Origin of the sequence: Sphingomonas sp. ABOLG (genome assembly GCF_003950435.1) — a bacterium.
In the GTDB taxonomy this organism is placed as follows: domain Bacteria; phylum Pseudomonadota; class Alphaproteobacteria; order Sphingomonadales; family Sphingomonadaceae; genus Sphingomonas; species Sphingomonas panaciterrae.
Genome location: NZ_QQWW01000021.1, coordinates 20,793 through 32,405 on the forward strand (window position 1 = coordinate 20,793; position 11,613 = coordinate 32,405).

Below are 11,613 nucleotides of genomic sequence, written 5' to 3' on the forward strand. Positions count from 1 at the left end.
CACCGTTTACGGCCGTAGTCAATAAGGACGAATCCGTCCGGTGCGGCTCAGACCGGATGCCCCTCCGTATCGCGCAGCACCTCGCGCCGGCCGACGTGATCGGGGCGGCTGACGATGCCGTCCTTCTCCATCCGCTCGATGAGGCGCGCGGCCGAATTGTAGCCGATGCGAAGCTGGCGCTGCAGCCACGATGTCGACGCCTTCTGGCTTTCGCACACCAGCTGGATCGCGGCGCGATATTGCTGGTCCTCGGCCGAATCCTCGCCGGTGGGGGCGCCTTCGATCTCGAAGCTCTGTTCCGGCTCCTCGGTGACGGAAGAGATATAGTCCGGCGTCCCCTGCGAGCGCCAGTGATCGGTGACGCGCTGCACTTCCTCGTCGCTGACGAAGGGGCCGTGGACGCGCACGATACCCTTGCCGCCGGGCATGTAGAGCATGTCGCCCTTGCCCAGCAGCTGCTCGGCGCCCTGTTCGCCCAGGATGGTGCGCGAATCGATCTTCGAGGTGACGTGGAAGCTTATGCGGGTCGGCAAATTCGCCTTGATGACCCCGGTGATGACGTCGACCGAGGGGCGCTGCGTCGCCATGATGAGGTGGATGCCGGCGGCGCGCGCCTTTTGCGCGAGGCGCTGAATGAGGAATTCGACTTCCTTGCCCGCCGTCATCATCAGGTCGGCGAGCTCGTCGACGATCACGACGATCTGCGGCAGCACCTGATAATCGAGCTGTTCCTCCTCATAGACCGGGCGGCCATTCTCGTCCCAGCCGGACTGGACCTTGCGCCCCAACGGCGCGCCCTTGGCCTTGGCCGCGCGCACCTTTTCGTTGAAGCCGCCGAGGCTGCGCACGCCGAGCGAGGACATCTGGCGATAGCGATCCTCCATCTGCTCCACCGCCCATTTCAGCGCGCGGACCGCCTTGGCCGGATCAGTGACGACGGGGGAGAGAAGATGCGGAATGTCGTCATACATCGACAGTTCGAGCATCTTGGGATCGATCATGATCATGCGGCACTGATCGGGGGTAAGCCGATAGAGCAGCGACAGGATCATCGCGTTGAGCCCGACCGACTTGCCCGAACCGGTGGTGCCGGCGACCAGCAGGTGGGGCATCGGCGCGAGATCGGCGATCACCGGATCGCCGGCGATGTTCTTGCCCAGGATCACCGGGAGCTGGGCGTTCTGATCCTCGAACGCCTGGCTGCCGATCAGTTCGTGGAGCGACACCGTCTCCCGCTTCGGATTGGGCAGTTCGATGCCGATCACCGTGCGGCCGGGGATCGTCGCCACGCGCGCCGAAATGGCGCTCATGTTGCGGGCGATATCGTCGGCCAGGCTGATGACGCGGGTCGCCTTGATGCCCGGCGCGGGCTCCAGTTCGTACATCGTCACGACGGGACCGGGGCGCACCTCGACAATCGCGCCCTTCACGTTGAAATCGTCGAGCACGGTTTCGAGCAGGCGCGCGTTGCGTTCCAGTGCGGTCTTGTCGATCTGCGGGTTCTGCGACGGGGGCGCGGGCGTCAGCATCTCGAGCGTGGGAAGCTCGTAATCGTCGCGCAGCGCGAGCTTCGTCTGGCGCGGTTCCTTGCTTCCGGTGCCGGTGGCTGGCGGCGCCGGGCGATCGTTGATGACCGGGGCCGGGCGGGAATCGGGCAGGGCGGTCGCGCGCGGCTCAATCCCGCGGCGGGGCAGTTCCTCCGCGTCGTCGTCCAGCCCGTCGTCGTCGACCGGACCACCATCGGCGGAGCGCCGGGCGATGCGCAGCCGGGGGCGGGGCATCCAGCCGCGCGGCAGGTCCACCTCAAGGCTGCGCCCCCAGACGATCGCACCGGACAGGCCGCTCACCACGCCCAGCGCGATGATGCTCCACCAGGTGACCTGAGGGTTGTTGGCAAAGGCGAGCGCCCAGCGTGCCGCGGCCACGCCGCCCAGGCCGATGGCGCCGCCCCAGCCGAAGGGCAGCGCCAGCACCGCATCATCCGAGACACAGGCCAAGGCGATCGCCATCAGCGCGACGCCGATCAGCGCCTGGCGCAGCATCCGCTTCCACGCGCCCGCTGGCCGGTCACGCCACAGGCGCATGGCGACAATCGCCGGTATTGGGAGCAGAAGCGCCACGGCGGGGCCGAAGAGGGTGAGCGCAAAATCAGCGAACCAGGCACCCGGCACGCCGATCAGATTGCCCGTGACGTCCGCCGACGCGGTATTGAGCGACCCGTCGCCCGGACGATAGCTGGCCAGAGCGAGCGCCATCAGCGCGGTGGCGATGAACAGCACGATCGCGGTCGCCAGCGCGCCGCTGCGAACCGCCCCCGCCTTCACCGTTTCGCGCCACAAGGACGTTTGCGCCTTGCTCGCCATGCCTCTACGCCCCCAACAATGTCGTGAAATAATCGGCGACGATCATCTGCCTGGCGGACTCGCTCGTCAAGCCGGGGGCGCCGGGCGGAGGGCGGTTCCCGCCCGGGTGTGATGGCGCGGGCACGCTATCGCCGACGCTTGCGGGCGTGGGGTCAGCCTCCCGCCCGCTTCGGGCGATCCGCATCGTTCTTCCACAGGCCGGGCGTCGCCAGTTCGAGCACATGGCCGTCGGGATCGTTGAAATAGAGGCTGTGACCGCCAGCGGGCCAGCTCACCTCCTCCGTCACGGCAACGCCGCAGCCGGCGAGATGCGCGCGCCAGGCATCGAGATCCGAGGCCGCAATCGCAAAGGCCATGTGGAGCGGTCCGTGGCCATCATGCCCCGGGATGGTGCCCCCCGGGGTCGCGACATCCTCAGTCGACTGGCCGCGGGCGAACACCAGCAGGACACCGCCATGCCCGGCGTCGAAAGCGGTCAGACGGTCGCTCTCGATCATCGGAGCAAGGCCGAGCACATCGCGGAAGAACCCGACCGACCGCGCCATGTCATCGACATAAAGCGCGGTTTCGAGCAGCCCGGCGATGCGCGGGCGCATCACCGGCCGACACCCGTGTAATGGAAGCCGACGCGCTCCACGTCTTCGCGATCATAGATGTTGCGCAGATCGACCAGCACCGGCGCCGCCATGGTCGACTTCAGCCGCTGAAAGTCGAGCGCGCGGAACGCATCCCATTCGGTGACGATCACCACCACGTCCGCGCCCTCGGCCGCCTCATACGGCCCGCTGCAATAGGTCAGGGAAGCCGGCATCACCGATCGGGCCGCCTCCATCCCTTCGGGATCATAGGCCTTCACCGTCACGCCGGCATCAACCAGGCTCTGCACGATCGCGATCGACGGCGCATCGCGCATGTCGTCGGTGTTGGGCTTGAACGTGAGGCCCAGGATGGCAGCGGTCTTGCCACGCGGCTCCTCGCCGAGTTGCGCCAGCACCTTGCGGCCCATCGCCCGCTTGCGCGCGTCGTTCACCTTGACCACCGCCTCAACGACATGGACCGGCGCGTCATAATCCTCCGCCGTCTTCAGCAGCGCCAGCGTGTCCTTGGGGAAGCACGAGCCGCCATAGCCGGGGCCGGCATGGAGGAACTTGCGCCCGATGCGATTGTCGAGGCCGATGCCGCGCGCGACGTCCTTCACATCGGCGCCGACCGCTTCGCACAGGTTCGCCATTTCGTTGATGAAGGTGATCTTGGTCGCGAGGAAGGCGTTGGCGGCATATTTGGTCAGTTCGGACGTGCGACGGCCGGTGAACAGGATCGGGCTCTCGCCAAGATACAGCGGGCGGTAGATTTCGCTCATCACCTCCCGCGCGCGCGGGTCGTCAGTGCCGACGACGATGCGGTCAGGGCGCTTGAAATCGCCGATCGCGGCGCCTTCGCGCAGGAACTCGGGATTGGATACGACAGCAAAGTCGATGTCGGGCCGCGTCTCGCGCAGGATCTCCTCCACCCGGTCGCCCGTACCCACCGGCACGGTCGATTTGGTGACGACCACCAGCGGTCCGGTTGCCGCGCGCGCGATCTCCTCGGTCGCGGCATAGACGTAGGAGAGGTCGGCGTGGCCATCACCGCGGCGCGAGGGCGTGCCGACCGCGATGAACACCGCGTCCGCGCCAGCGACACCGGCGGCAAGATCGGTGGTGAAGGTCAGTCGGCCAGCGGCGACGTTGTTCGCCACCAGTTGGTCGAGACCTGGCTCGTAGATCGGCATCCGCCCAGCGTCGAGCGCCGCGATCTTGCTGTCGTCCTTGTCGACGCAGGTCACCTGATGGCCGAAATCGGCAAAACAGGCCCCCGAAACGAGTCCGACATAGCCCGAACCGATCATCGTGATACGCATGTATGGCCCTCGTTATGGCAGTGCCGTCCGCTGCCCGGGACGGGTTCTGTACGCAGTGTGTTCCAGCGCATCAACCGTCGCCACCGTCGCGGTGCGATCTGCGCGCTGATCCGATTGCACGGTCAACCGCTGATGAAGATCAACCGACATTAATCACGATCAACATCAGCGCGGCCAACTGCCATTAGATGATCCCGGTTCGGAACAATTGACGGCTAGTTTCGTTTTGCCTCCGAAACGGCGCCGTTTTTGGGCTGTTCTTTGTCCCGCCGCGCTGGCAGAGGATTTGTTCAATCTCAGCCCTTTAGCCATTCCGGATTCTGCAAACGTGATTGATGTCAGTCGGGAGATGATTGCCTACGGCTTGATCGGAACGGTCGCGCTCGTTGCGACTCCGGTCATCATCGCGTTAGTCCGGCGCCGAAAGCGGGAGAAGCTGCGGCGCCGCGGGATCAAGCGTTACGGACATTAAGGCCGCGGCTGTTTACTGAAAGGCGCTTGCCACGCGCTGCTTATTCAGCGTCGAACAATGCCGCGAGTTGTTCGATGATCGTGCCGCCGAGCTGCTCGGCATCCATGATCGTCACTGCGCGATTGTAATAGCGCGTCACGTCGTGGCCGATGCCGATCGCGATGAGCTCCACCGGTGAGCGGCGCTCGATCCAGTCGATGACCTGCCGCAAATGACGCTCCAGATACGATCCGCTGTTCACCGACAGCGTCGAATCGTCGACCGGCGCGCCGTCCGAGATCACCATCAGGATTCGGCGTTCCTCGGGCCGGGCGATCAGGCGGCCGTGCGCCCACAGCAGCGCCTCGCCGTCGATATTCTCCTTCAGCAACCCTTCGCGCATCATCAGGCCGAGCGAATTGCGCGCGCGGCGCCACGGCTCGTCGGCCTGTTTGTAGACGATGTGGCGGACGTCGTTGAGGCGGCCGGGCTGCGGCGGACGGCCCGCCGCAAGCCATGTCTCGCGGCTCTGCCCGCCCTTCCACGCGCGGGTGGTGAAGCCGAGGATCTCGGTCTTGACCCCGCACCGCTCCAGCGTGCGCGCGAGGATGTCGGCACTGATCGCCGCGATCGAGATCGGGCGGCCGCGCATAGAGCCGGAATTGTCGATCAGCAGCGTGACCACCGTGTCCTTGAACTCGGTGTCCTTTTCCACCTTGTACGACAACGACTGCATCGGGTTGATGACGACCCGGGCGAGACGGGCGGCGTCGAGCAGTCCTTCTTCCTGGTCGAAATCCCACGACCGGCTCTGCTGCGCCATCAGCCGCCGCTGCAGCCGGTTCGCCAGCCGCGACACCACCGCCTGGAGCGGCACGAGCTGCTGATCGAGATAGCCGCGCAGCCGCGCCAGTTCGTCGGTGTCGCACAATTCGGTGGCGGCGATCACCTCGTCGAACTGGGTGGTCCAGATCTTATAGTCGAAGTCGGGCGACCAATCGGTGGTGGGCCGGTTCGGGCGGACGGGCTGCATCCCCTCCTCCCCTTCATCGGTCGGATCGCCATCGAGGTCGTCGAGATTGTCCTCGCCCTGCTCCTGCCCCTCGCCCTCGGTATCCTCCGATTCGCGCTGCTCGCCGCGCTGCTCGGATTCGGCCTGACCCTCGCCGTCCTGGCTTTCGCCTTCCTCGCCCTCGTCCTGCTGCTCGCTGTCGGTGCCCTCGTCCTCGCTGCCGCCGTCATCGGCATCCTCTGGCGCCCGGTCACCCTCGACCAGCTCGAGATCCTCGAGCAGCTTCATCGCCAGGCTCTGGAAGGCGCGCTGATCGTCGAGCGCCAGCGCCATGCCGCTGAGATCGGCGCGCTCGTTGATCCAGTCGCGCACCAGCGCGAGGCCGGCGGCGGCGCTCGCCGGCGATTCCTGCCCGGTCAGTGCCTCGCGCACCATCAGGCCGAGCGCGGTGGACAGCGGCACCTCGTCACGGTTGCGCGCACGGGTGATCGGATCGGCACGCAGGCGAACGTCGAGCACCTGCGCCAGATTATTGGTGATGCCGGCGTAGCCACGGCTGCCGAGCGCCTCGACCCGGGCGCCCTCCACCGCGTCGAACACGGCGCGCGCAATCGCCTCCTGCGGGGCGCCGCGCGCATGCATCGCAGGATCATGGTGCTTGAGCCGCAGCGCGAAACCGTCGGCGAAGCCGCGGGCCTCCGCGACCTGATTGGCCGGCAGGCTGCGCGCCGGCATCGGCACCTTCAGATGCTTGCCCGACTGGGTCGGCGCATCGGCGGTGAAGGCGAGTTCAAGCTCCTGCTCCTCCGACAAGGCGCGCGACGCGCCGCCGAGGACGTTCTTGAACCGATCGAGCGGGGTTTCGGTGGCCATCAGCTGTATTCCTTGCGCGCCATGCCGGCGTCGCGACGTACATGGGAGAGCCCGGTCCGGCGTACGCCCCGGTGATCAGGGCGACACGCCGGAAGGACGGTGGGCGCAGGCGTCGCCAGCCATGTCTCCCCGGTCGACAAGGTGGGTCAGGCCCTCCGCGGCATCAAGCCTTGCCCACCACGCTTTCGGGCAGGTCCTTGCCGAACACGCGCTGGTAATATTCGGCGACCAGCGGCCGTTCCGCCTCGTCGCACTTGTTGAGGAACGACAGGCGGAAGGCGAAGCCCACGTCCTTGAAGATCAGCGTGTTCTGCGCCCAGGTGATCACCGTACGCGGGCTCATCACGGTGGAAATATCGCCGTTGATGAAGCCCTTGCGGGTCAGGTCCGCGACGCGGATCATGTCCTCGACCTGCTTCTTGCCCTCCGGCTTGTCATATTCGCCCGACTTGGCGAGCACGATGTTCGCCTCGGTCGCGGCCGGCAGGTAGTTCAGCGTGACGACGATGTTCCAGCGGTCCATCTGACCCTGGTTGATCTGCTGCGTGCCGTGATACAGCCCGCTGGTGTCGCCGAGGCCCACCGTATTGGCGGTCGCGAACAGGCGGAAATAGGGGTTGGGGCGGATCACGCGATTCTGGTCGAGCAGCGTCAGCTTGCCCTCCGTCTCCAGCACGCGCTGAATCACGAACATCACGTCCGGGCGGCCGGCGTCATATTCGTCGAAGACCAGCGCGGTCGGCGTCTGCAGCGCCCAGGGCAGCAGCCCTTCGCGGAACTCGGTGATCTGCTGACCATCCTTCAGCACGATCGCGTCGCGGCCGATGAGGTCGATACGGCTGATATGCGCGTCGAGGTTGATACGGATGCACGGCCATTTCAGCCGCGCCGCCACCTGTTCGATGTGCGTCGATTTGCCGGTGCCGTGATAGCCCTGCACCATCACGCGGCGATTGTGCGCGAAGCCGGCCAGCACCGCGAGCGTCGTGTCCGGATCGAACACATAAGCGGGGTCGAGATCGGGCACCCGCTCATCCGCCTCGCTGAAGGCGGGGCATTGCATGTCACTGTCGATCCCGAACATCTCACGCACGCTGACCATCTTGTCGGGCGCGTCGAGGATCGTCGTTTCGCGGCTGTCGGGAAGCGTGTTCGGGATATCGGTCATGCGCGCCTCGGAATTAACACGACTGCCTTAGGCCCGTCGCCGGTGGTTATTCAACCTTTGCCTTTGCCGGCAGATGGAAGAGATCGATGAACTGACGGGCGAGCGCACGGTTGCCGGCGAACACCAATTCTCCGGCCGCCTCCGCCTCCTCGATCGGCCATTTGCCATAGACGATGTTGGCCATGATCCGCGCATTGGTGGTGAAATGCACATCGGCCTCCCCGGCCCCGCGGACGATCGGCAAGTCGCCGTCGACCAGCCGGGCGAGGAATGATTCGGCCCCGAAGGTGAAGGCGACGGTGCAATCCGGGCACGCTTTGGCCTTAACCGGATCGATCATGGTGCGAAGCGACAGCATCATCGATGCCGAGGATAACGGCAGCATCGGATCATGATCGGGCGATCGCGCGGCCCAGGCGCCCAATGCCTTGATCGCGCCTTCCGCCTCATAGCCCCAGGCGGTGAGTTCATAGACCTGCACGCTGGCGGGCGGCGGCAGCCGGTGCCGTTTCAGGATGCGTGCGGCCTCCAGCCCCTCCAGCCGCTGGGTCAGGACATTGGCGCTGATCCCGGGCAGCGACGCCTTCAACTCGCCGAAGCGGCGCGCGCCGAACATCAATTCGCGCACGATCAGCATCGCCCAGCGCTCGCCGACCAGTTCCATCGCCAGCGCCGTGCCGCAGGCGTCATCATACCATCGGCGCCGGCCCAGAAACACCGCAGTTACTTTTTCTGACTTCATTGTTGCTTTTAATAACTACCAGGCGCACAAACCACAAGCAACGAGTCGCAAGGGAGAGGTGCGATGGCGAGAATGATCTTCGTCAATCTGCCGGTGAGCGATGTGGCGCGCGCCGCCGCCTTCTACGAAGCGCTGGGGTTTCGCCGGAACCCGATGTTCTCCAACGAACAGGCATCAGCGGTGGTGTGGTCCGACGAGATCAACGTGATGCTGCTCGATCGTGCTTTCTACGCGACCTTCACCGACAAGACGCTGATCGACGCGCATACGACCTCGGGCGTGCTCCTCGCCATCTCGCAGGATAGCCGGGAAGAGGTGGACGCCATCACCGAGGCTGCCTTGGCGGCCGGCGGGCGGGAGACGCGCGAGCGGCAGGACATGGGCTATATGTACGGGCGCGCGTTCGAGGACCCCGACGGCCATGTGTGGGAGCCGATGTTCATGAACATGGCCGCCGCGCAAGAGGCGATGGGGCAGCCGGACACGACGGCCGCCTGAAGAGCACCGGGAAGAATGAGCGCGCGCCCCTGAACCGCCGCGCCCGCCCGGACACGCCACGACACAGAAGGACGAGGAGCGAGAGGATGGAACGGCCAAGGATTACCGCGTTCGATTGGGTGCCGCCCTTTGCCGAGGGGCAGGTGCGCGACCTGCGGGTTCGCTGGGCGCTGGAGGAAGTGGGACAGCCCTATGACGTCACCTATCTGTCGCAGGGCAGCCAGAAGCATCCGGAGCATCGCCAGCGCCAGCCGTTCGGGCAGGTGCCGACCTATGAGGAAGGCGATCTGGTGCTGTTCGAATCGGGCGCGATCGTGCTGCATATCGCCCAGCGCCACGGCACGTTGCTGCCGCAGGAGCCGGGCGCGCGGGCACGGGCGATCGAATGGATGTTCGCCGCGCTCAACACCGTCGAGCCGCCGATCATGGATCATGCCATCGCCACCCTGTTCGAGGCGGACCAGCCATGGTCGCGCCCACGGCTGCCCTCGGTCGAGGCGCGAATCCACGAGCGACTGGAGGAACTGTCGCGCCGCCTGGGCAATCGCACCTGGCTGGAGGACGATGTGTTCACCGCGGGCGACCTGCTGATGGTGTCGGTGGTGCGCATCCTGGAGGATGACGGCTACCTCGATCGGTACGACAATCTGCGCGCCTATGTCGCGCGGGGGACCGACCGGCCGGCGTTCCAGCGCGCGCTGGCCGACCAGCTTGCCGGCTTCACCGGCGCGCCGCCGCCGGAAATCGCCGAATGGCTCGCGGCGCGGGAAGGAGCGGCGGCATGACCTATGTCGATGGCTTCGTGGTGGTCGCGCCGACCGCCAACAAGGATCGCTACATCGCCCATGCCGAGGCAGCGCGGGTGCTGCTGCGCGAGTTCGGCGCGACGCGCAACGTCGAGGGATGGGGCGATGACGTGCCGCGTGGCGAGGTCAACGACCTGTGGGGCGCAGTCGATGCGCGCGACGGCGAGACCGTCCTGTTCAGCTGGATCGAATATCCCGACAAGGCGAGCCGCGACGCCGCCGGGCAGCAGATGATGAGCGATCCGCGGATGGAGCAGCTGGGACCGATGCCGTTCGACGGCCAGCGCATGATCTTTGGCGGGTTCGAGGTCATCAGCGAGGCCGGGCCGGGCGGCGATTGCGGCTATGTCGATGGCGTCGTCCTGCCGGTCGCGGTGGCGCGGCGTGACGACTATCGGCGCTTTGCCGAAACATCCGCCGCCGCCTTCCTCGATCATGGCGCCACTCGCGTGGTCGATGGGTTCGGCGACGACGTGCCGGTCGGCAAGGTCACCGATTTCCGCCGCGCGGCGCGGGTGCAGGATGGCGAAACCGTCGCCTTCGGCTGGATCGAATGGCCATCAAAGGCGGTGCGCGATCGCGGCTGGGAAGCGCTGATGAACGATGAGCGGCTGTCGGGCGGCGGCGACCGGCCGTTCGACGGCAAGCGCATGATGTTCGGCGGCTTCGTACCCGCCGTCGATGGCTGAGCGAGCGGGAGGAAGGCGATGCGCAACGGGCATGGAACGCCCATCTGGTACGAATTGCTGACCACCGATCCTGACGCTTCGGGCGAGTTCTATCGGCAGGCGATCGGGTGGACGATCGGGCCGAAGCCGTCGGAGGGACCGGATTACCGGATGCTCGTGACGGCGGACGGCAGCAATGTCGGCGGGATGATGTCGCTCGATCCGGCGATGGTGGCGGGCGGCGCGCGGCCGACATGGCTGTTCTACATCGGGGTCGACGATGTCGATGCGACGGTGGCGCGGATCACCGCGGCGGGCGGCAGTATCCACCTGCCCGCGTTCGACATGCCCGGTGTGGACCGGCTGGCGATGGTCGCCGATCCGCAGGGCAACACCTTCTACGTCATGCGCGGCGCGGTCGACGCGCCCAGCACGGCGTGGGAGCGGACCGGCATGGGCAAGTGCAACTGGCACGAACTGGTCACCAACGATCAGGCGGCGGCCAACGCCTTCTATGCCGACATCTTCGGCTGGACCTTCCCGGGAAAGATGCCGATGCCCGAGGGCATGGGCGATTATGTCTTTGCCGCCGTGGGCGAGGAGACATTCGGCGCGACGATGCAGGTCAACCAGCATCAGCCGACGCCGGGCTGGCTGTTCTACTTTCGCGCGCCCGACATAGAGAAGGCAGCCGCTGCCGTGACGGCGGGGGGCGGCACCGTCCACGCCGGGCCGATGGAGGTACCCGGCGGCGACCGGGTGATCGTCGCCAGCGATCCACACGGCGCATCGTTCGGCATCGCATCGCCCGGAGACGCATCATGAGCCACGACAAGATGGTCACCTGCCTCTGGTTCGACCGGGGAGAGGCCCGTGCCGCCGCGCAATTCTATGCCGCGACCTTTCCCGACAGCCATGTCGACAGCATCCAGACGTCGCCCGCGGACAATCCCTCGATGGCTGCGGGGGGCGAGCTGACGGTCGAGTTCACGTTGCTCGGGCGCCGGTTCCTCGGCCTCAACGGCGGCCCGGCCTTCTCCCCCAATGAGGCGGTGAGCTTCATGGTGATGACCGAGACGCAGGAGGAGACCGATCGCTATTGGGATGCGATCGACGGCAGAGGAGGGCAGGG

The 11,613-nt window shown here is 66.4% G+C and carries 11 protein-coding genes; 5 read left to right on the top strand and 6 right to left on the bottom strand.

Going from position 1 to position 11,613, the window contains the following annotated elements:
• Window positions 1–47: 47 nt before the first annotated feature.
• The 6 genes from CA236_RS17120 to CA236_RS17150 all read right to left on the bottom strand — a co-directional run bounded on the left by CA236_RS17120 (window position 48) and on the right by CA236_RS17150 (window position 8,509).
• Window positions 48–2,363 carry a DNA translocase FtsK 4TM domain-containing protein gene (locus tag CA236_RS17120; RefSeq protein WP_125946538.1) on the bottom strand — a complete coding sequence of 772 codons (2,316 nt, stop codon included), beginning with the start codon at window positions 2,361–2,363 and terminating at the stop codon, window positions 48–50.
• Between the two features lie 152 nt (window positions 2,364–2,515).
• Complete coding sequence (locus tag CA236_RS17125) at window positions 2,516–2,959, bottom strand: VOC family protein (RefSeq protein WP_046409569.1); 444 nt, start codon at window positions 2,957–2,959, stop codon at window positions 2,516–2,518.
• Window positions 2,959–4,263 (bottom strand): UDP-glucose/GDP-mannose dehydrogenase family protein, encoded by a 1,305-nt coding sequence (locus tag CA236_RS17130; RefSeq protein ID WP_046409567.1) that lies wholly within the window; start codon window positions 4,261–4,263, stop codon window positions 2,959–2,961. Before CA236_RS17130 ends, CA236_RS17125 begins: the two co-directional genes overlap by 1 nt.
• A 512-nt stretch (window positions 4,264–4,775) precedes the next feature.
• Window positions 4,776–6,599, bottom strand: a complete 1,824-nt coding sequence (cobT, locus tag CA236_RS17140; protein ID WP_125946540.1) for a cobaltochelatase subunit CobT — start codon at window positions 6,597–6,599, stop codon at window positions 4,776–4,778.
• Window positions 6,600–6,762: 163 nt separating this feature from the next.
• On the bottom strand, window positions 6,763–7,767 hold the full coding sequence (gene cobS / locus CA236_RS17145) for a cobaltochelatase subunit CobS (RefSeq protein WP_046409563.1): 1,005 nt from the start codon (window positions 7,765–7,767) through the stop codon (window positions 6,763–6,765).
• 46 nt (window positions 7,768–7,813) lie between these two features.
• The gene (locus CA236_RS17150) at window positions 7,814–8,509 is read right to left on the bottom strand and encodes a helix-turn-helix domain-containing protein (protein WP_125946541.1); all 696 of its coding nucleotides are present in this window, start codon (window positions 8,507–8,509) and stop codon (window positions 7,814–7,816) included.
• Between the two features lie 63 nt (window positions 8,510–8,572).
• On the opposite strand from CA236_RS17150, the gene CA236_RS17155 reads away from it, so the two are divergent.
• The 5 genes from CA236_RS17155 to CA236_RS17175 form a co-directional block, all read left to right on the top strand.
• Entirely contained in the window at window positions 8,573–9,007 is a 435-nt protein-coding gene (locus CA236_RS17155; protein ID WP_125946542.1) for a VOC family protein, read from the top strand.
• Window positions 9,008–9,093: 86 nt separating this feature from the next.
• Window positions 9,094–9,792 (top strand): glutathione S-transferase family protein, encoded by a 699-nt coding sequence (locus tag CA236_RS17160; RefSeq protein ID WP_046409557.1) that lies wholly within the window; start codon window positions 9,094–9,096, stop codon window positions 9,790–9,792.
• A complete protein-coding gene (locus CA236_RS17165) occupies window positions 9,789–10,502 on the top strand; it encodes a DUF1428 domain-containing protein (protein ID WP_046409675.1) in 714 nt (237 codons plus the stop codon). Before CA236_RS17160 ends, CA236_RS17165 begins: the two co-directional genes overlap by 4 nt.
• Window positions 10,503–10,520: 18 nt before the next feature.
• Window positions 10,521–11,306 carry a VOC family protein gene (locus CA236_RS17170; protein ID WP_125946543.1) on the top strand — a complete coding sequence of 262 codons (786 nt, stop codon included), beginning with the start codon at window positions 10,521–10,523 and terminating at the stop codon, window positions 11,304–11,306.
• On the top strand, window positions 11,303–11,613 hold a 311-nt coding region (locus tag CA236_RS17175), incomplete at its 3' end, for a VOC family protein (protein WP_206430616.1). The genes CA236_RS17170 and CA236_RS17175, both read left to right, overlap by 4 nt.

Excerpts from the sequence above, each read along its gene's own strand:
- CA236_RS17150 (WP_125946541.1), bottom strand. The coding sequence starts at position 8,509 with ATGAAGTCAGAAAAAGTAACTGCGGTGTTTCTGGGCCGGCGCCGATGG.
- cobS (WP_046409563.1), bottom strand. The coding sequence starts at position 7,767 with ATGACCGATATCCCGAACACGCTTCCCGACAGCCGCGAAACGACGATC.
- CA236_RS17125 (WP_046409569.1), bottom strand. The coding sequence starts at position 2,959 with ATGCGCCCGCGCATCGCCGGGCTGCTCGAAACCGCGCTTTATGTCGAT.
- CA236_RS17160 (WP_046409557.1), top strand. The coding sequence starts at position 9,094 with ATGGAACGGCCAAGGATTACCGCGTTCGATTGGGTGCCGCCCTTTGCC.
- CA236_RS17170 (WP_125946543.1), top strand. The coding sequence starts at position 10,521 with ATGCGCAACGGGCATGGAACGCCCATCTGGTACGAATTGCTGACCACC.
- CA236_RS17155 (WP_125946542.1), top strand. The coding sequence starts at position 8,573 with ATGGCGAGAATGATCTTCGTCAATCTGCCGGTGAGCGATGTGGCGCGC.
- CA236_RS17130 (WP_046409567.1), bottom strand. The coding sequence starts at position 4,263 with ATGCGTATCACGATGATCGGTTCGGGCTATGTCGGACTCGTTTCGGGG.
- cobT (WP_125946540.1), bottom strand. The coding sequence starts at position 6,599 with ATGGCCACCGAAACCCCGCTCGATCGGTTCAAGAACGTCCTCGGCGGC.
- CA236_RS17165 (WP_046409675.1), top strand. The coding sequence starts at position 9,789 with ATGACCTATGTCGATGGCTTCGTGGTGGTCGCGCCGACCGCCAACAAG.
- CA236_RS17120 (WP_125946538.1), bottom strand. The coding sequence starts at position 2,363 with ATGGCGAGCAAGGCGCAAACGTCCTTGTGGCGCGAAACGGTGAAGGCG.